This window comes from Sphingobium phenoxybenzoativorans (assembly GCF_001757355.1).
Lineage (GTDB): Bacteria > Pseudomonadota > Alphaproteobacteria > Sphingomonadales > Sphingomonadaceae > Sphingobium > Sphingobium phenoxybenzoativorans.
The window spans coordinates 79,004-98,143 of record NZ_MINO01000011.1 but is presented as its reverse complement, the minus strand read 5'-3'; the positions used below and the strand labels follow the sequence as shown (position 1 = coordinate 98,143).

Annotated in this window: 14 protein-coding genes and 1 pseudogene; 10 read left to right on the top strand and 5 right to left on the bottom strand. The window is 63.3% G+C overall.

Annotation, left to right across the window (positions count from 1 at the left end):
- Positions 1–6: 6 nt before the first annotated feature.
- From BHQ40_RS08410 to BHQ40_RS08390, 5 genes are all read left to right on the top strand, one after another.
- A complete protein-coding gene (locus BHQ40_RS08410; RefSeq protein ID WP_070154813.1) occupies positions 7–900 on the top strand; it encodes an SMP-30/gluconolactonase/LRE family protein in 894 nt (297 codons plus the stop codon).
- Between the two features lie 4 nt (positions 901–904).
- A complete protein-coding gene (locus BHQ40_RS08405) occupies positions 905–2,551 on the top strand; it encodes a flavin-containing monooxygenase (RefSeq protein WP_070154811.1) in 1,647 nt (548 codons plus the stop codon).
- 11 nt (positions 2,552–2,562) lie between these two features.
- A complete protein-coding gene (locus BHQ40_RS08400; RefSeq protein ID WP_070154809.1) occupies positions 2,563–4,251 on the top strand; it encodes an AMP-binding protein in 1,689 nt (562 codons plus the stop codon).
- The gene (locus tag BHQ40_RS08395; RefSeq protein WP_171905806.1) at positions 4,248–5,009 is read left to right on the top strand and encodes an enoyl-CoA hydratase/isomerase family protein; all 762 of its coding nucleotides are present in this window, start codon (positions 4,248–4,250) and stop codon (positions 5,007–5,009) included. Before BHQ40_RS08400 ends, BHQ40_RS08395 begins: the two co-directional genes overlap by 4 nt.
- A gap of 117 nt (positions 5,010–5,126) precedes the next feature.
- Positions 5,127–7,421 carry a TonB-dependent receptor gene (locus BHQ40_RS08390; protein WP_171905805.1) on the top strand — a complete coding sequence of 765 codons (2,295 nt, stop codon included), beginning with the start codon at positions 5,127–5,129 and terminating at the stop codon, positions 7,419–7,421.
- 43 nt (positions 7,422–7,464) lie between these two features.
- On the opposite strand, the gene BHQ40_RS08385 is transcribed toward BHQ40_RS08390, so the two are convergent.
- Positions 7,465–8,130, bottom strand: a complete 666-nt coding sequence (locus BHQ40_RS08385; protein WP_070154852.1) for a TetR/AcrR family transcriptional regulator — start codon at positions 8,128–8,130, stop codon at positions 7,465–7,467.
- A gap of 146 nt (positions 8,131–8,276) precedes the next feature.
- On the opposite strand from BHQ40_RS08385, the pseudogene BHQ40_RS08380 reads away from it, so the two are divergent.
- From BHQ40_RS08380 to BHQ40_RS08370, 3 genes and pseudogenes are all read left to right on the top strand, one after another.
- Positions 8,277–9,674 (top strand): annotated as a pseudogene (locus tag BHQ40_RS08380) (efflux transporter outer membrane subunit); the annotation flags it as partial.
- Entirely contained in the window at positions 9,667–10,821 is a 1,155-nt protein-coding gene (locus BHQ40_RS08375) for an EmrA/EmrK family multidrug efflux transporter periplasmic adaptor subunit (protein ID WP_070154804.1), read from the top strand. The pseudogene BHQ40_RS08380 and the gene BHQ40_RS08375, both read left to right, overlap by 8 nt.
- Positions 10,822–10,823: 2 nt before the next feature.
- Positions 10,824–12,356, top strand: a complete 1,533-nt coding sequence (locus BHQ40_RS08370) for a DHA2 family efflux MFS transporter permease subunit (RefSeq protein WP_070154803.1) — start codon at positions 10,824–10,826, stop codon at positions 12,354–12,356.
- 9 nt (positions 12,357–12,365) lie between these two features.
- Here the strand turns inward: BHQ40_RS08370 and BHQ40_RS08365 are convergent, their stop codons facing one another.
- From BHQ40_RS08365 to pedF, 4 genes are all read right to left on the bottom strand, one after another.
- Positions 12,366–13,070 carry a response regulator gene (locus BHQ40_RS08365; RefSeq protein WP_425516696.1) on the bottom strand — a complete coding sequence of 235 codons (705 nt, stop codon included), beginning with the start codon at positions 13,068–13,070 and terminating at the stop codon, positions 12,366–12,368.
- Positions 13,071–13,240: 170 nt separating this feature from the next.
- Positions 13,241–14,992, bottom strand: a complete 1,752-nt coding sequence (locus tag BHQ40_RS08360) for a methanol/ethanol family PQQ-dependent dehydrogenase (protein ID WP_070154800.1) — start codon at positions 14,990–14,992, stop codon at positions 13,241–13,243.
- Between the two features lie 100 nt (positions 14,993–15,092).
- The gene (locus BHQ40_RS08355) at positions 15,093–15,962 is read right to left on the bottom strand and encodes a substrate-binding periplasmic protein (RefSeq protein ID WP_070154798.1); all 870 of its coding nucleotides are present in this window, start codon (positions 15,960–15,962) and stop codon (positions 15,093–15,095) included.
- Between the two features lie 5 nt (positions 15,963–15,967).
- Positions 15,968–16,396 (bottom strand): cytochrome c-550 PedF, encoded by a 429-nt coding sequence (gene pedF, locus BHQ40_RS08350; RefSeq protein ID WP_070154797.1) that lies wholly within the window; start codon positions 16,394–16,396, stop codon positions 15,968–15,970.
- 120 nt (positions 16,397–16,516) lie between these two features.
- Here pedF and BHQ40_RS08345 point away from each other — a divergent pair, with 120 nt between their 5' ends.
- Positions 16,517–17,485 (top strand): PQQ-dependent catabolism-associated beta-propeller protein, encoded by a 969-nt coding sequence (locus BHQ40_RS08345; protein WP_070154795.1) that lies wholly within the window; start codon positions 16,517–16,519, stop codon positions 17,483–17,485.
- Positions 17,486–17,616: 131 nt separating this feature from the next.
- On the top strand, positions 17,617–19,017 hold the full coding sequence (locus tag BHQ40_RS08340; protein ID WP_070154793.1) for a hypothetical protein: 1,401 nt from the start codon (positions 17,617–17,619) through the stop codon (positions 19,015–19,017).
- Positions 19,018–19,140 lie beyond the last annotated feature (123 nt).

The window sequence follows — 19,140 nt, the reverse complement described above, 5'->3', positions numbered from 1 at the left end:
GACGGCATGCTCCTCCAAACCGTCGAACTGAACGCCTCGCTGGAGGTGGTAGCGGATATCGGCAATGATCTGGGCGAGGGACCGATCTGGGACGATGTGACCGGCACGCTGGTCTTTGTCGATTCCAATATCGGCCGGGTCCATCGTTTCGATCCGGCGACGGGTGGTGTGTCGCATGTCGATGTCGGCCCGGTGATCGGCGCGGCGATCCCGCGGCGCAGCGGCGGCATGGTTGCGTCCTCGATCGACGGTTTGCTGGCGGTGACGCCTGCCGGGGGCACGCGCCTGCTGGTGCCGATCGAGCAGGACAAGCCCAACCATCGCATGAACGACGCCAAGTGCGATTCCCGCGGCCGGTTGCTGTCTGGCACCTTGTCCATGCCTTTCGAGCGCGGCGCTTCCGCCCTGTATCGCGTCGATCCCGATCTGTCTCTGCACCATGTGCTGCCCGGCGTGACCGTGTCCAACGGCATTGCCTGGAGCCCGGACGAGACCCGGCTCTATTATGTCGACACGTCGACACGCGGGATCGACTGTTTCGACTATGACATCGAAACGGGCGAAATTTCCGGGCGGCGGCGGTTTGTCGACGTCGACCGGGCGGACGGTTTCCCCGACGGCATCACCGTTGATGCGGAAGGCCATGTCTGGCTCGCCTTATACAAGGGCGGGAAGGTGAACCGCTACGACCCCGCCGGAAGGCTGGTTGGCCAGGTGACGTTGCCAGTGACCTGCGTCACGAGCTGCAACTTCGGCGGTGAAGGGCTGAAGGACCTCTACATCACCACGGCGCGCCATGGCCTGAGCGAGGAGGAACTCGCGGGCCAGCCGCATGCAGGCGCACTTTTCCGTTGCCGTCCCGGCGTGTCGGGATTGCCGAGCTATTTCTTTGCGGGATAAAAATATGACAGACCAAGGCAATCTTCCAGCGGCCCCGCACGGCGACCCCGATTATGAGGTCATCGTGATCGGCGCGGGCGTTTGCGGCATCTATCTGGCCTACAGGCTGAAGCAGATGGGCGCGCGCTTCACTGTCCTGGAGCGGGCCAGCGACGTGGGCGGCACCTGGCACTGGAACCGCTATCCCGGTTGCCGGTTCGATTCGGAAAGCGAGACCTACGGCTATTCCTTCTCCAAGGAACTGCTGAGCGAATGGAGCTGGACCGAGAAATTCGCGCCGCGCCACGAAACCGAACGCTATCTGCATCATGTGGTCGACAAGTTCGGCCTTCGTGAGAACATGCAGTTCAATGCCTCGGTCGTCTCCACCCGCTGGGATGAGGGCGCTTTGTGCTGGCATGTCGGACTGGCGGATGGCCGCCAGATTACGACCCGCTTCCTGCTGACCGCGATCGGGCTTTTGTCCGCGCCGACGCCGCCGCGCTATGCGGGTGTCGACAGCTTCAAGGGGCAGTCGTTCCACACCTATAATTATCCGGCCGAAGGGGTCGACTATACGGGCAAGCGGGTCGCCGTGATCGGCACTGGCGCGACCGGCGTTCAGCTCATCTCCGCAATCGCTGATCAGGTGGGCACCCTGACCGTATTCCAGCGGCGGCCCAACTGGTGCGCGCCGCTCAACAACGGGCCGATTTCATCCGAGGATATGGCGGACATCAAGACCCGCTATGACGAGATTTTCGCGCGGTGCCATGCGACGCCCAGCGGCTTCCTGCACGATGCCGATCCGCGCAAGATGTTCGAAGTGCCGGCGGAGGAGCGGGAGGCGTTCTGGGAGGATCTCTACGCCGGATCGGGCTTCGGCATCTGGCTCGGCAATTTCAAGGACGTCCTTGTCGACAATGAAGCCAATGTCGAATTTTCGAAGTTCGTAGAGCGCAAGATCCGCGAACGGGTGAAGGACCCGGCCGTTGCTGACAAGCTCGTCCCGCGCGACCATGGCTTCGGCACCCGCCGCGTGCCGATGGAGACCCGCTATTATGAGGTCTACAATCGCGACAATGTCCGCCTCGTCGACCTGAGCGAAACGCCGATCGAAAGCATCACGCCAACGGGTATCCGCACCAGCGCCGAGGAAATTCCGTTCGACATCATCATCTACGCCACCGGCTTCGATGCGGTGACGGGCGCGTTCGAGCGGATCGACTTCGCGGGCGTCGGCGGCGTCACGCTGAAGGAAAAATGGCGGGAAGGGCCAGTGGCCGCTTTCGGTCTCGCCGTCGCGGACTTCCCAAATCTCCTGACGGTGGCGGGTCCCTTGAGCGGATCGGTCGCGACAAACTTTCCGCGCGGTATCGAGGAAGCGGTCGACTGGTGCGCCGACTTTATCGCATTCCTGCGCGAGCGCGGCATTGACCGGTTCGAGCCGCATCACCAGGTCGAGGCGGACTGGGGCGAGCATGTCCAGCAGATGGCGAAGAAAATCCTGTTCGCGCAGCAGCAGTCATGGTTCACCGGCTATAATTCCAACATCGACCGGGACTATGAACCAAAGGCGATCGTCTATGCAGGCGGCGCGCAGCGATATCGCCGGGCGATCGGCGAACAGACGGAACAGGGATATCCCGGTTTCAAGCTGAAGCAAGCGTAAGGAGAGGATATATGTTCGCGAGGACCCTGCGGGAGGCAGACCTTAGTGCACGGCCGGATTCCATTTGCGCGATCCTGCATGCGCGTGCGGAGGAATATGGGGACAAGCCATATTTGAAGTTCATCACGGATGGCGAGCTTCTCACCTATCGGATGGCGGCGGACCGCTCCGTCAATATTGCGCGCGGCTTTATCGCGATGGGCATTCCCACCGGCGCCCGGCTTGGCTTTGTTCTCGCCGGGTCCGTGATGCATGTTCTCGGCTGGTTTGCGTCTCTCCAGGCGGGAATGGTAGATGTGCCCATCAACCCCGATTTTCAGGGTGAAGTGCTCAATCACGCCATTCAGAAAATTGAGGTCAGCGCGATCCTGGCCGACGCGGTGGGCCTGGAAGCGCTCAGCACCGCAAGCCCCGAAGCGCGGGCGCAGATCCAACTGATGGTGCTTCCCGACGCGCTTTTCGACAGCCTGTCTGCGGCGGGGAATTTGCCGCAGGGTATTGGGCGCGTCGTTCCCTTGCGCGAGGTTGAGGCGGCCGGAAGCGCAAGCAGCGTCGCGCTGCCCGACATCGATCCGCGCGTGCTTGCGTCTATCCGGTTCAGTTCCGGCACCACGGGGCTGCCCAAGGGCGTGATGATGGACCATGGCCATATGCTGTCCAATGCGCGCAAGGTGGGGGAATTGCTGGACGTCGGGGAAGGGGAGACGATGTATACCTGTTTCCCTTTCCATCATGTGTTTTCCACCGTGATGGGCGTGCTGATGACGCTGTGCGGCGGCGCGACGATGATCGTCGCCCGCAAGTTCAGCGCGAGCGGATATTGGAACGACCTGCGCCAGCACGGCGTCACGCGCGCCCATATTCTCGATCCGCTGATCCCGCTGCTCATGAAGCAGCCGGAATCGCCGCTGGACCGCCAGCATAATGTCGTGCGCATGTATACGGCGGCTGGATATTATCCGGAGTTTGAGCAGCGGTTCGGCGTCGGGATCGTCGCGATTTACGATATGAGCGAACTGACGGTCGTCATGCATTTCCCCGATGGCGAAGAACGGCGTCCGGGCAGTTGCGGCAAGGAGTCGGGCCTGTTCGAAATCAAGATCGCCGACGAAGATGGCTTCGCCTTGCCCGATGGCGCGGAAGGCGAAATCTATGTGCGCCCCCGTTATCCCAATGTGATGTTCCTGGGCTATTACAACGATGCCGAGCAGACCGTCGCCGCGTGGCGCGACCTCTGGTTCAAGACCGGCGATCGCGCCCGGCGGGACGAGGAAGGCTATTTCTATTTCCTGGGCCGTGCCGGGGACCGCATTCGCCGCCGGGGCGTCAACATCTCCTGCGAGCAGATCGAGAAGATTGCGTCCTCGCATCCCGCGGTGCTGGAATGCGCGGCGATCGCGGTGCCATCCGCATTGGGCGAGGACGACATCAAGCTGTGCATCAAGCTGATGCCCTCCGTGGAAGTCGTCCATGCGACGCTGGCGGAGGAATTGCTTGAGACGCTGCCCCGCTCGCTGACCGTGCGTTATTATGAACTGCTGGACGAGCTGCCCAAGACGCATACCGAAAAGGTGAAGCGCGTCGCGCTGCGCCAGATGGGTGAGCGGGGCCTGACGCCGGAGACCTGGGATCATGAGGCGGGCGATTATTGGCGGCCCGCAGAGGCTGCATTGGAGCTTGCCGGGCGGGCATCCCGGTGAGCACGGAATATGACATCCGGCCATTGGAAGATGGCGCGGTCTTTACGATAGACCGCCCGGCCAAACTGAATGCGCTGACCAAGCCGGTGTTGATGGGGCTGGCGGAATGCCTCGACCGGCTTGAACGCGAGGGCGCCCGTCTGCTCGTCATCACTGGCCGGGGGGAGAAGGCGTTCTGCGCCGGAACGGACCTTACCGAAATGCAGGATATGGCGATGGAAGATCGCCTGTCGAAAAGCGCGATGGCGCGGTCGCTGTTCGTGCGGCTGTCGCGTTCTCCGGTGCTGTCGGTGGCGGCGGTCAACGGCCTCGCTCTTGGCGGCGGGCTGGAGCTGGCGATGGCCTGCACCTTCCGCATTGCTGCGCAGCATGCGAGCTTCGGCCTGCCCGAAGTGAAGCTTGGCCTTTTGCCCGCCTATGCGGGGACGCAGTTCCTGCCCGCGCTGATCGGCCGCGCGAGGGCGGAGGAGTTGATACTGACCGGCCGCACATTCTCGTTGGAGGAAGCGCTTGCCATCGGCCTGGTGCATCGGGCCTGTCCGCCATCGGCGGGAGTCGAGGAAGCGGCCATCGCGTTCGGCCGCGAGGCGACCTGTTACAGCGCCCCGGCCGTGGACGCGATCCGTCAATGCATTGCCGCTGCCGGTTCCGCCGTCAGCGATTCGGGCCTGGATGTCGAGGACCGCTATGTCCGTGCGGTTTTTTCCGGGCCGGAGGCAGAAGCCGGCGTAAACGCATTCCTTAACCGACATAAGTGATCAGTAATTCGAAATTTTGGGTTGCCATATCAATTTATCTCGCTATCAACATAGATGTTGAAAATAAAAAATAGAACAAAATGATAATATACTCTGGCATTTAGAGGAGAGATGCTTGTGTCTATTTTCAATCGACACCTGAAATGGGTGATGTTGCTTGCATCCGCTAGTATAATAGCCACCGGCAAGGCCGAGGCGCAGTCATCAGACCAGTCTGCGGAAACCGGAAGCGAGTCCCACGGGCTTACCGATATTGTGGTCACCGCCCGCAAGCAGGGTGCGGAGTCCCTTCAGCGTGTGCCAGCTGCGATCACCGCGATCTCCACCGATACGCTGGACAAGGCGCAGATCACCAGCATCGTCGATGTGGGCCGGTTGGCGCCCAATGTGCAGCTTCAGACGGCGGCGTCCTTCCCCGGTTTCGCGAACTTCACCATTCGCGGGCTGAGCGTGAACAACAGCCTGCGCACGCTTGATCCTACGGTCGTCGTGGTGGCCGACGGCATTGCCTTTGGCGATCCCTATGGCACGCTTGTCGACACGTTCGATCTGGGTTCTGTCGAAATTTTGCGCGGTCCGCAGGGCGTCCTTCTGGGTCGCAACGCCACCGGCGGCGCTGTAGTGCTCAAGAGCCGCCTGCCCGCTGACAGCTTCGGTGTCGAAGCTTCCGTGCGCGTCGGCAATGGCGGCCGCTTCGATCAGTCGCTGATCGTCGAAGGGCCGTTGAACGACCGCCTGCGAGCAAAGATCGCGGTTCTGCATCGCAAGTCCCGCGGCCTTTCGGAAGACCGGAACGGCGGCACAATCGTCCCGACGCCCACGGGCACGGCGGCGCAGCTTTATGGCAATGCGACGGGACATGAGGTGCGCGACGATGTGGTGCTGATACGGCCCACTATCGTCTGGGAGCCGACCGATCAGGTCGATATCTCCCTGATCGCCGAACATGTCGACGCCACCTATGGCGGCAATGATGCGCGCATCATCGTGCCAAGGGGACCATTGCTGTCAGTGCTGGGCTATACGCCGCCGCCGTTCAGCTATGAGATTGATCACGACATTATCGGCCGCACGAAGATCGTCACGGACCGCGCGACGCTGGAGGCGAACTGGAATGTCGGCGCCGGCACGATCACGTCCAGCACCGGCTGGCGGAAAGTGAATCATGATGCGACGATCGACATCGACGCGACGCCCTTCACCCTCCTCCACTTCCCCGACAACAAAAATGATTCGGACCAGTTCAGCAGCGAGTTGCGCTTCGCTTCCTCCTTCTCCGACCGCATCAAGATTCTCGCTGGCGCTTATTATCAGCATCTCACCATGACCGCCGTCGAGCGGCGCATCCGCAACACGCTGATCGTCAGCGCCGCCGGGCCGTTCACCATCCAATATCAGGAGGGGACGTACCGGCAGACGTCCAGCAACAAATCGGTGTTCGCGAATGTCGACTGGACCGTGCTGGATGGCCTCACCCTGTCGGGCGGCGCGCGCTACACGTCGGAACGCAAGGCGATCGCCATCGCTTTGCTGCGGACCTGTCCGGGCGTTGGCTTTGACGCTTGCCTGACCGACCGCCAGCGGCGGAAGGGATCGTGGAACGACGTGTCGCCGCGCGCCGCGATCAGTTGGCAGGCCAATCGGGACCTGCTGCTCTATGGCTCCTGGACCCGCGGTTTTCGCAGCGGCAATTTCAACGGCCGCGCCACGCCCGCGCCTGCTCCGGCGGACCCCGGCGCGGGCATCGGTCCTTCCGATCCGGAGAAGGCAACATCGTTCGAGGCTGGCTTCAAGGCCACCTTCCTCGACCGCCGGGCGCGCCTGAATGTCGCAGTTTTCGTCACCAAATATGATGACATTCAGAAGGTGCTGACATCGACCCAATCGACCCAGACGATCCTCAACGCCGCCAGCGCGACAATCAAGGGCATAGAGGTTGAGGCGAGCCTGCAGCCGATCGACGGGCTGACGTTCGACGGCGCCTTTGGCCTTACCGATGCGTCCTATGACCGGTTCGATGGCCTTGACCTTACCGGCGACCGCATTCCCGACCCGGCGCTGGCCAAGCAGCTTAGTTTCGAGCGCGTGCCGAAATATACGGCGACCGCGGCCGCGACATATGACTTCAGCATTCCGGTTGTTCCGGGCGACTGGTCGGCGCGCGTGTCCTATTCCTACTTCAGCAAGATCTACACCGACCTGATCAACACGCCGCAGGCGGTGCAGCCGGGCTATGATCTGGTGGACGCCAGCCTGTCCTATATGCCGACGGAACAGCTCACCATTCGCGCCTATGGCCGCAACCTGTCCAACACCAATTATTTCGACGCAACGCAGACACCGACATGGGGCATTTTCGGCTTCGGCGGCTCGCCGCGCACTTATGGCGTGGAGGCGACGATCCGCTTTTGATTGCGGGGGAAGGGTAACGAAAAGCGGTGCGGACGCATCCCTGCTATTGTCGCGGATGATCCTCTGCGGGGACCATATAGGCGCGCAGGAATAGGCTGACCGCAAAGTCCGCATCCGCATTGATCAGCTCCGGCGCAGGCAAGTCCATCAGTCCCACCAGCCGCTTCTGCTGCGACTTGCCGATGCCCAGCGACAATAATGCTCCAGCGGCAGCCTCCGGGTCGTCGCGCAGCAACTGACCGCTCGCCATCGCCTCCTCAATGAAGCGGGCCAGGATCAAACGTGTCTGTTTCGGCGCCCGTTCGTAGAAGATGCGGCCAATTTCCGGGAAGCGTTCCGCTTCTGCAGCGATCAGCCGATGCAGGGCGATCGCGCCCGGTGAGAGAACCTTGTTCAAAATGCTCTGCATCGCGCGGATGAGGGTGGTGCGGAGATCGTCGCCCGGACCGGCCAGAATCTCCGCAAGCTGCGCGCGATACGCCTTCGTCGCGCGATCAACCACGGCCTCGAACAATTCCTCCTTGGACGAGAAGTGATTCCAGAGCGTCCCCTTCGATCCGCCCAGCGCCGCAGCAATGCCGGACATGGTTGTGCCAGCATAGCCATGGTTCATAAAGGACGTCTGCGCCACGTCCATGATGATGTCGCGCCGGTCCTGGCGGCGCGCCTCACGACGGCTGAGAGAGGAAATTTCCGGTTGCGGACCCATAACCGTACCATAAAGTACGATATTCTGGTTGACAAGCCGCTGACCCAGGCTCAAAGGCGGAATCCATACTAGATGGTACGGTTATCTATGCGGCAAAGGCTCTTACATTCCGTTGTCATCCTTCCATTGATCGTGCTGGGCGGATCGCGGCGACGCCCGATCTGGGGCCGCTTCCCACCATGCGCACGGCGGAAAGCGTCGCCGCTGCGCGCAGTCTGCAGGCGAGCGACGCCGCCTGGCCAGGTGATGGCTGGTGGCGGGCCTATGGCGATTCTCAGCTCGACAGGCTGATCGAGGAAGGGCTGAATGGCGCTCCCGACGTTGCGGCTGCCGTCGCCAGACTGCGCCGGGCGGAAGGGTTGGCGCAGCAGGCAGGCGCGGCGCTGTTGCCGAGCCTGGACGCCAGGGGCAGCATCACTGCCGACCGCCAAAGCCTCAACATGGGCTATCCCGATGAGTTCAAGGCGTTCCTGCCCAGAGGGTGGAACGATCATGGAATGGCCAATCTTTCCCTGGGTCTGGATGTCGATCTGTGGGGCCGTAACCGCGCGGCGCTGGCGGCTGCGACATCCGAGGCGAATGCGGCGCGGATCGATGTTGCACAGGCGCGGCTGATGCTGGCGACGGCGATCGCAGACGCTTATGCCGACCTTTCCCGGCTGCATGCGGAACGCGATATCGCGCAGGGCGCGCTCGACATCCGCGTCGCGACCCTAAAGCTGGTGAGCGACAGGCTGGACAGCGGGCTGGATACGCGCGGCGACTTGCGTCAGGCGGAATCCGGTCTTTCGCTGGCGCGCGCCGATCTTGCGGCGGCCGATGAGTCGATCGCCCTGCGGCGGAACCAGATCGCCGCGCTGCTTGGCGCCGGGCCTGACCGGGGTCTGGAAATCCAGCGGCCGTCCGCCGTGACCGTCGGCGCGCGGGGCTTGCCTGCGGGCATCACGACAAATCTCGTCGCCCGCCGGCCGGACGTTGCCGCCGCTCTCGCACGCGCCGAGGCGGCCGCGAAGCGGATCAAGGTGGCGAAAGCCGATTTCTTTCCGGCGATCAACCTGTCGGCGCTGGTCGGCGTGCAGTCGCTTGGCCTGGACCTGCTGGCCAAGAAGGATTCGATTTACGGCAGCGCCGGACCGGCGATCAGCCTGCCGCTTTTCCACGGCGGCGCGCTTGCCGGACAATATCGGGGCGCACGCGGGACATATGACGAGGCGGTGGCCAATTATGACCGGACGGTCGTCGACGCCTATCGCGAGGTCGCCGATGTCGTAACCAGCCAGCGCGCGCTCGGCAGCCGCCTGACGGACGCCCGCGCGGCGCTGGCGGCCTCCGAGGACAGCTACAAGGTCGCGAGGTTGCGCTACGAGGGCGGACTGTCCACCTATCTCGATGTGCTGACTGTCGAGGAACGGCTGCTCAGCACGCGGCAAGCCGTCGCGCAACTCGATTCACGGGCCTTCGCGCTCGATATCGCCCTGATCCGCGCGCTGGGCGGCGGCTTTGCCGCTGGCGACGCTCTTGCCAAGGATGTGCCCAATGGCTGATGCCCCCTCCGAAGCCTTCCCCGAAACGTCCCAGGAGGAAACGGCGAAAACCGAGCACCAGGAAGCCCGGAGGAAATGGCTGGTCCGGCTGGCTCTCGCCGTGCTCACCATCGGCGTCATTGTCGCGCTGTGGTATCTGTTGATCGGCCGCAACCATGTGTCGACCGACAATGCCTATGTGAATGCGGAGATGGCGCAGGTGACGCCGCTCATTTCCGCCCAGGTGACTGAAGTCGCGGTCAGCGACACGCAGGCGGTCAAGCGCGGCGACATATTGGTCAAGCTGGACCCCACCAATCCCCGTATCGCGATCGCGCAGGCGGAGGCCGATCTGGCCGAGGCCCGGCGCAAGTTCCGCCAGACGGCGGCGACCAGCGGCGCGCTCTCGTCGCAGGTGGACGCGCGCGGCGCGGATATCGTGCAGGCCCGTGCGAGCCTGGCCAGCGCGCAGGCCGATTTCGACAAGGCGAAGATCGATTTCGAACGGCGCAAGGCGCTGGCACCGGCGGGCGCGGTGTCTGGCGACGAACTCACCAGCGCCAGCAAGGCTTATGCCGCGGCGAAGGCTGCGCTCGACCTAGCGCGGGCTGGCGTGGCGCAGGCGCAGGCCAACCTGCAGGCCGCCAATGGCGAACTGGAGGCCAATGACGCTCTGGTGCGCGGGTCCACCGTGGACACCGACCCCGGCGTGCTGGCCGCGAAGGCGCGGCTGGACAATGCCCGCCTCGATCTTGACCGCACCGTCATCCGCGCGCCGATCGACGGCGTGGTGACGCGGCGGCAGGTGCAGGTCGGCCAGCGCGTGGCGCAGGGCAGTCCGATCATGACGATCATTCCGCTGTCGCAGGTCTATATCGACGCCAATTTCAAGGAGCGGCAGCTTCGCCGGGTGAAGGTGGGCATGCCCGCCACCGTCACGGCGGACATCTATGGCGGCGATGTCGTCTATCATGGAAAGGTTGCGGGCTTTTCCGGCGGGACCGGATCGTCGCTGGCGCTGATCCCGGCGCAGAACGCGACCGGCAACTGGATCAAGGTGGTGCAGCGCCTGCCGGTGCGCATCGCGCTCGACCCGAAGGAGCTTGCCGAACATCCCCTGCGCGTCGGTCTTTCCACCGAAGTCGAAATCGACCTGTCGGGCGATTGACGGTGAATGACAGCGCCACACCCTGGGACCGGTTGACGCCACGCCAGCGGCTGCTTGGCGGCCTTGTCCTGGCGCTCACCAATTTCATGGTCGTGCTCGATCTGACGGTCGCCAATGTGTCGGTGCCGCACATTGCCGGCAATCTGGGCATTTCGGCGGATCAGGGTACATGGGTGATCACCTCATACGCCGTGGCGGAGGCGATCTCGGTGCCCCTGACCGGATGGCTGGCGCAGCGTTTCGGCGCGGTGCGGCTTTATATCGGCGGGATGGTCGGCTTCGGCCTGTTTTCGGTGCTGTGCGGCCTGTCGATGACGCTGGGCATGATCGTCTTTTCCCGGATCGGGCAGGGCCTGTGCGGCGGGCCGCTGATGCCGATGTCGCAGATGCTGCTGACCCGCGTCTACCCGCCCGAACAGCGGGGCAGGGCAATGGGTCTGTGGACGATGACGATATTGCTTGGCCCGGCGCTCGGACCGATCCTGGGCGGATATATCAGCGATAACTGGAGCTGGCACTGGATCTTCTTCATCAATGCGCCGGTGGCGGTGGTCTGCCTGATCGGCGCTTACGCATTGCTCCGGCCCGTGGACACGCCGACGCAGAAGAACCCCATCGACCTTGTGGGTCTTGCGCTGCTGGTGTTCTGGATCGGCTGCCTGCAGATCATGCTCGACATCGGCCGCGACCATGACTGGTTTGGCGATCCGATGATCGTGATGCTCGCCGTGCTCGCGGCGATCGGTTTCTGCGCCTTCCTGATCTGGGAATTGACCGAGGAACATCCGATCGTGAACCTGCGGGTGTTCCGCCATCGCGGGTTTTCCCTGGGCCTAATCGCATTCTGTCTATGCTTCGGGGCCTATTTCGCGAGCATTGTCGCGATACCGCAATGGCTGCAGCTCTCCATGGGATATACCGCAAGCTCGGCGGGTCTGATCACGGCCTTTACCGCCATGTCCGCCATCCTCGTCGCGCCGTTCGCCGCCCGGCTGATGGGCAAGGTGGACATGCGCCTGATGGTGTCGGTCGGCATCGCGCTGGTCGGCGTCATGTCGGTTGCGCGGGCGGGCTGGACCAGCTCGGCGGATTTCTGGTCGCTGGCCCTGCCACAATTCATTCAGGGCTTCGGCATGCCGTTCTTCATGATCCCCATGACGACGCTGATGCTGAGCGCGGTCGATCCCGATGAAATAGCGTCGGCGGCGGGCCTGCAGAATTTCGTGCGCACATTGGCCGTGGCCGTGTCAACTTCGCTGGTGCTTACCGCATGGGGCGATGCGCAGCGCGTGTCGCGCAACGAAATTTCCGGCGCGCTGCACCCGGACGATGCTTTGTCGCAACTCTCGCAACTTGGCATGACGGCCGATCAAAGCCGGGCCTTCATCGCCAATCTGGTAGATCAACAGACGATGGTGGTGGCGCTCAACTACACCTTCCTGATCGCAGCCGCCGCTCTGGTCGTCAGCTTCGCGACGGTCTGGCTGCTGCCCAAGCCCAGCCACATCGTCGGACCGGGCGCAGGCGGGCACTGAGTTCCTTTTTCAGTCCTCGCCGTCGAACTGCACCCGGTTCGCGAGGATCACCGCCTGGGTCCGGCTGAACACATTGAGCTTCAGCAGGATCGCCGAGACATGCGCCTTCACGGTGGTCATCGATACGGACAGGTCATGGGCGATCTGCTTGTTGAGGCGGCCGTGGACGAGATGAGTCAGCACGATGCGCTGTTGCGGCGTCAGGCTGTCGATCCGGGCGCGGATGCTTTCATTCTCCTCGCTCTCCGGGTCGGTCTCACCAATCGCGTCGGGCATATAGATTTCGCCGGAAACGACGCGATGTAGGGCATCGACTATCGCGCTGCGCTTCATGGATTTGGGGATGAAACCGGCAGCGCCCGCGGCGAGCGCTTCCCGCACGACCGTCCGGTCGAACGCGCCGGAGACCATCACCACCGGCAGGATCGGATAGCGCTCCCGCAGCAGTTTCAGGCCATCGAGCCGCTTTACGTCGGGAATGTTGAGGTCCAGCAGGATCAGGTCGAAATTGCTCTGATCGGCCAGCGTCGCCAGCGCCTCATCCAGCCCGGCCGCTTCGAAAATGTCGCACCCGTCGAAGGTCACGGCGATCACGCTGCGCAGGCCGTCGCGCACAAGCGGATGATCGTCGATGATCAGCACCCGTTCCATTACCGGTTCGTCGCTGATGCCGTCCGCCTTCATGCCTTTTCCCCCGGCGCGATGATCGGACATATTGCGAGGCATGGCAACCATTGCCGCGGGAATGCCCGGCGGCGTCATGCCGTTTCGCCCGGCCCCATACCCGTAGCTGCCACGCCCCATGACAATCATCTCCGATTGCTCCCAATCATTTTTGCCGTTGAGCCAAAGGCGCCGGATGTTTCCATCCGGCGCCCAATCATTCAGCCCTTCGGCAGTTTGAACACCCAGAGCGATCCGCCCTGGTTGATGTCCTTGAACGACTTGGCGACCTCGCCGCCCCACAGCGGTACCGCGCCGCCCCAGCCGGACATGACGGCGACATATTGCTCGCCATCCTGCTCCCAGGTGATCGGCGAACCGACCACGCCGGACCCGGTCTGGAACTTCCACAGCTCCTTGCCGCTCTTGGCGTCGAACGCCTTGAGATAGCCTTCGGGCGTGCCGGTGAAAACAAGGTTGCCCGCAGTGGTCAGGACGCCGCCCCAGAGCGGGGCCTTGTTCTTATATTCCCACACGATCTTGCCGGTTTTGGGGTCCATCGCGCGCAGGGCGCCGATATGGTCCTCCGCGATCGGCTTGATGGTGAAGCCAGCGCCCAGATATGCAGCGCCCTTCTTGTAGGCGATGGGTTCGTTCCAGATGTCCATGCCCCAGTCGTTCGACGGGATGTAGAACAGGCCGGTATCCTTGCTATAGGCCATCGGCATCCAGTTCTTGCCGCCCAGGAAGGACGGCGAGGAGAATACGCTGGTGCCCTTTGCGGCCCCTTCCGGCGCGCCGGGGCGGCCGGTCGGGATCACGATGGGCTTGCCGTTCTTGTCATAGCCCTTCGCCCAGGTCGTCTGCATGACAAACTTGTTGGCGCTGATGAACTTGCCGTTGGTGCGGTCGAGCACGAAGAAATAGCCGTTACGGTCGGCCTTGGCGCCCAGCTTCATCGGCTTGCCGTTGATCGTCGCGTCAAACGGGATGAACTCGTTCACACCGTCAAAGTCCCAGCCGTCGTGCGGCGTCGTCTGATAGTGCCATTTGATCGTGCCCGTGTCGGGATCGATCGCCAGCGTCGACGCAGTGTAGAGATTGTCGCCCTTGCGCAGATGGCTGTTCCACGGCGCGGGGTTGCCGGTGCCGAAATAGAGCAGGTTGGTTTCCGGGTCGTAGGTGCCGCCCAGCCAGGTCGCGCCGCCGCCGGTCTTCCAGAGGTCGCCTTCCCAGCTTGCGTTCAGCTTGCCGGTGATGCCGTTATCCTTGCCGCGCAGCGTGCCCATATTGCCTTCGACAACGGGGCGGTGCCAGATCAGCTCGCCGGTGTTGACGTCGCGCGCCTCGACCGCGCCGACGATGCCGAACTCGCCGCCGGAGTTGCCGGTGATGACCATACCCTTGACGATCAGCGGGGCTGCGGTGGCGCTGTAGCCTGCCTGATAGTCGGCGATCTGCTTGTTCCAGACGACCTTGCCGGTGTTGCGGTTGAGCGCGACCAGACGCGCGTCAAGCGTCGCGAAGATGATCTTGTCGCCATAGATGGCGGCGCCGCGATTGACGACATCGCAGCACGGCATGATGCCGTCGGGCAGGCGCGCCTCATATTTCCACTTCTGCTCGCCCGTCTTAGCGTCGAAGGCGAACAGGCGCGAATAGGAACCGGTGACGTAGATGGTGCCGTCATAGACCAGCGGCTGCGATTCCTGACCGCGCTGCTTTTCGCCGCCGAGCGAGGCGGCGAAGGCGGGGACCAGTTTTGATACGGTTTCGGTGTTGATCGCGTTGAGCGTGCTGAAACGCTGCGCCTGCGGACCCATGCCATAGGTCAGGACATCGCCGGTCGAGCTGGCGTCCGCCATCAGATCCGCGTCGGTCGGCCCGGCGCCGGCCGCCAGCAGCGGCGCTCCCGCAGCCAAAAGGGCGCATAGAGCAGCGCCAGCCATCGAACGCATAAAACGTCCCGTCATCATCATCCTCCCTGGTTACGGGCGCAGCGAACGCCTCGATGAACAGCCTATTCCGTGCGACGAAGCGAACAATTGGACCTTTGGTCGGTCCGGCTTCCGCTCAGGCCGCGAGGGCGGGCGCGTAGGTCACGCCGTAGCGATCGAATATCGCCTTCAGTTCTCCGGACGCCGCCATCTCGGTGAGGATGGCTTCAACCGAGTCGCCCAGGTTCCGGCTGTTTTCCTTCACCGCCATGCCGATGTCCCAACCGGGGGAAGGGAAGGCTGGCAGCGGCGTGGTGCGGCGGGCGATATTGGCGGGCTTACGGTCGGCAAGCACCGCTTCGATCTGCGCCCGGCTGGCCAGCACGCCTTCGGCATGGCCGTCGATGATGGCGTTGACCGCGTCAGCACCGCTGGGGAAATGGGCAACATCCTTGGCCAATATGCCGCCGAACGTCCCCATCAGGTAAAAGTCCGGAATGGAGTCGATCTCCGCAGCGAGCTTGTGTCCCCTGAACTGGCTGGGGATCGCGTTGCAGTCGATCTCGCCCTTCACGCAGGCGAACTGAAAGGTTTCGCGATAATATGGCGCGATGATCGCCACCTGTTCGTTCCGGGCGGCGAAGCCCCGGTCGAAGGGGATGTGGAGCATGATGTCGGCGGGTTGAAAGCCGAGCAGGCCGCCCTTCCACACGCCATTGCGCAGATCGTCGTCCACGCTTTCGTCGGCGATCAGCTCCGCCAGATCGACGCGCACGCCCAACGCCTTCGCCAGCGCCGCTCCCAGATCGGCGTCTATGCCGATAAGCTTCCCGTCCTGCCGCCAGGACCAGGGGCGGTTGTCCTTATAGACGGCGACCCGAAGGACCCCCAGCGCCTTTACCTTGGCGATCGGCGCGGCAAAGGCGTTGCCGGGCATCAGCCCCAGCGCCGACATGGCAAGCGCGTTCATGAGGAAGCGGCGCCTGCCAAGATCGGTTGTCTGCATCGCCTTTATTCCTGATGCTTGGTTTCCAGCCAGGCGCGGATGGCCCAGCCGGTCTTTTGCCCAAGGACGTCGCCAAAGGGCGGCATATAGACTTTGCCGTCGTGGGAGGAGCCATGCTGGTAACGCTGGACAAACCACTCGTCGCCGCTGTCGCCAACCTCCAGATAGCGCAGATCAGGCGCGATGCCGCCTGATTCCGCGTCAAGGCCGTGGCATCGGGCGCAGTTCTGGCCGTAGGCGGATTCGCCGATCTTCACCGCCTCCGCATTGCCGCGATAGGGATTATGTTGCAGCCATTCCTCGCCAATGTCCGGCAGGGCCGACGTGTCGACCGCCTGCGGGGTGACATTGCCATGCGCCATCAGGGAGGATGCAACCGACAATCCGGCGACGCCGGTGGCGGCCAGCAACAGCATTCTACCAATATTCCTCATCCCAGAAACCCTCGTCTATCGCATTCCCTGTTGTCTGTGTTGTAGGGATGCCGGGAGGCCCGCCCCATTGACCATTGGTACAATGCCGTACGGCCCGGCGGAGGCATAAGGTCCGGTGCAATGAGAAAGAGGATGATCGCCCTGATGGCCGCCGTTTCCGTCTTCGCAGTCAGCGAAGCCGGCGCGGAAACGCTGTATGTATCGAACGAACGCGGCAACAGCGTCAGCGTGATCGACACGGCCAGCATGAAGCCGGTGGCGACATGGACCGTGGGCGGGCGTCCGCGCGGCATAGCCATATCGCGGGACGGCAAATATGTCTTCGTATGCGCCAGCAACGATCATGCGGTGCAGATGATCGATCGGGCGACCGGCACGGTCGTGGCCAACCTGCCGTCAGGCGAGGACCCCGAACAATTCTTCCCCTCTCGCGACGGCAAGTTGCTGTTCGTGGCCAATGAGGACAATGCCGCGCTGACCGCCATCGACATCGCCAGCCGCACCGTCGCCTTTCAGGTGGATGTGGGCAAGGAGCCGGAGGGCGTTGCCGAAAGTCCCGACGGCAAATGGCTGGTCGTCACCTCCGAGGATGAGAATGAGGTCAACTGGATCGACCTTTCGACCAAGGCGATGGTTGAGGGCATGCCGACCGACCAGCGCCCCCGGCATGTGGAGTTCACGCAGGATGGCGGGCAGCTCTGGATAGCGGCGGAGATCGGCGGCACCGTGCAGATCGCGGATGTCGCGACGCGCAAGATTGTCGAGACGATCCGCTTCGCGCCGCCGGGCGTGAAGGATTATCTGGTGCTGCCCTGCGGCATCCGCTTCACGCCGGACGGCAAGACGGCGGTGGTCGCGTTGGGCCGCGCCAATGTGATTGCGCTGGTCGACGTCGCAACGCGCAAGGTCACCGCCTATGTGCCGGTCGGCAAGCGGGTGTGGCATTTGTCGATCAGCGGCGACGGGACGCGAGCCTATACCGCCAATGGCCTGTCCGACGACGTGTCGGTGGTCGATCTGGCGGCGGCGAAGGTCATCGCCACCGTTCCGGCGGGGCAGGGGCCGTGGGGCACCGCCGTCGCGCCCTGATGCATGGCCCGGCCAGACGGCCGGTCCGGCGCCTGACCCAAAGGATGAGAACCTAAGTCCAATTTCGGTCCCGCCGACTGCAAAGCACTCTCCCGACGCCGGTCGACCGGCGACAAAAACGGGAGGATGTTATGAAGAAGCGGGTGCTCCTTGCGAGCGCGGCGATGGCGCTGACTTTCGCACTCAGCGCAACGCCGGCGATGGCCGGGACCAATGCCGAGTTGCTGAAGCGGCTTCACGAAAAGGGCATTCTTACCGACGACGAATATCAGGCGCTGCTGGCCGATGACAGCGCGCAGGTCGCGACCGCGCCCGCCGCTCCCCCGGCGCAGGCGGCCGCCGCCAGCCTGGACGACAAGCGGCTGGTGCGGATGAGCGAAAGCGGCATCGGCATGGAAGTGGGCGGCGTCACCGTGAAGCTTTCCGGTTCCGTCAATGGCTTCTACACGCATGACAATGGCCAGGCGCCGGGGCCGAACACGGCGGTTGTCGGCGGCGTAGTGCCCGCGGGGGGCAGCAGCAGCGCGATCCGCAACGGCCTGTTGCCCGGCTATCTGAAATTCGATGTCACCACCAATCAGGGCGGCTGGGATGTGGGGGCGCATTTCGGCATGTATCCGGGCATCAACAGCGCGGACTATTCCTCCGGCGGCGGCGCGAATGCCGGTGGCAGGCCGGTCGCTTTGCAGACGGCGGGCATCGATTTCCGCCAGACCTACATGACCATCGGCCGCGCGGGCCTGGGCGAGTTCAAGCTGGGCCGCGACATCGGCCTGTTCGGGTCGGAAGGCATTTTGAACGACATCACCCTGCTTTCGGTCGGATCGACCGGCGGCAATGTCGCGCCGTCAAACACGTCGCTCGGCCGCATCGGCATCGGCTATATCTACACCGACTTCCAGCCGCAGATCACCTACACCTCCCCCAGCATGGCCGGGTTCCAGGTGTCGGCGGGCATATTCGAACCGCTGCAGTCGCTGACCGGTCCCGGCGAGACCAGCAAGTCGCCCGGCTTCCAAGGCAAGATCGTCTATGACGGCAAGTTCGGCGATTTCAGCGCCCGCGCATGGCTGTCCGGCATCACGCAGAAGCATAACCGCGTCGACGGCGTCAGCTATACCGGCAGCGGTTTCGATACGGGCGCCAAGATCGGTTACGGCCCGATCGTCCTGACCGGCTATTATTATAATGGTTCCGGCCTGGGCACCACGGCGCTCAACCTGTTCGATACGGACGATCTGGGCAATAAGCGCGACAGTGACGGCTTCTATCTGCAGGGCCTCGCCACCTTCGGCAAATTCTCGGTCGGCGGCAGCTATGGCGAAAGCCATCTCCACTATGCCAACCTTGCCGATGCGCTCGCCAATCCGACGCTGATCGACACCAACAGCTCTTGGGTCGGCCAGGCGCGCTATGGCCTGACAAGCTGGGTCACGCTGATCGGCGAATATATCCGCACCAAGTCCGAAGCGCATAATGGCAATGAGGCGAAGGCGGATACGGTCGCGCTGGGCGCGATCCTGTTCTTCTGATCGCTACAGCATCGTCGATCCGAAGGAGGGCGCGTCCTGCCGGGCGCGCCCTCACTTTTTGACCATCATGTACCGACCGAAGGTATAATGGAGGCAGGCAGACCGCCGACCTAGCACCAACCC

Bases quoted from the DNA above. Each gene is read 5' to 3' on its own strand.
- BHQ40_RS08410 (WP_070154813.1), top strand. From the start codon at position 7: ATGCTCCTCCAAACCGTCGAACTGAACGCCTCGCTGGAGGTGGTAGCG.
- BHQ40_RS08405 (WP_070154811.1), top strand. From the start codon at position 905: ATGACAGACCAAGGCAATCTTCCAGCGGCCCCGCACGGCGACCCCGAT.
- BHQ40_RS08400 (WP_070154809.1), top strand. From the start codon at position 2,563: ATGTTCGCGAGGACCCTGCGGGAGGCAGACCTTAGTGCACGGCCGGAT.
- BHQ40_RS08385 (WP_070154852.1), bottom strand. From the start codon at position 8,130: ATGGGTCCGCAACCGGAAATTTCCTCTCTCAGCCGTCGTGAGGCGCGC.
- BHQ40_RS08375 (WP_070154804.1), top strand. From the start codon at position 9,667: ATGGCTGATGCCCCCTCCGAAGCCTTCCCCGAAACGTCCCAGGAGGAA.
- BHQ40_RS08365 (WP_425516696.1), bottom strand. From the start codon at position 13,070: ATGTCCGATCATCGCGCCGGGGGAAAAGGCATGAAGGCGGACGGCATC.
- BHQ40_RS08360 (WP_070154800.1), bottom strand. From the start codon at position 14,992: ATGACGGGACGTTTTATGCGTTCGATGGCTGGCGCTGCTCTATGCGCC.
- BHQ40_RS08355 (WP_070154798.1), bottom strand. From the start codon at position 15,962: ATGCAGACAACCGATCTTGGCAGGCGCCGCTTCCTCATGAACGCGCTT.
- pedF (WP_070154797.1), bottom strand. From the start codon at position 16,396: ATGAGGAATATTGGTAGAATGCTGTTGCTGGCCGCCACCGGCGTCGCC.
- BHQ40_RS08345 (WP_070154795.1), top strand. From the start codon at position 16,517: ATGAGAAAGAGGATGATCGCCCTGATGGCCGCCGTTTCCGTCTTCGCA.
- BHQ40_RS08340 (WP_070154793.1), top strand. From the start codon at position 17,617: ATGAAGAAGCGGGTGCTCCTTGCGAGCGCGGCGATGGCGCTGACTTTC.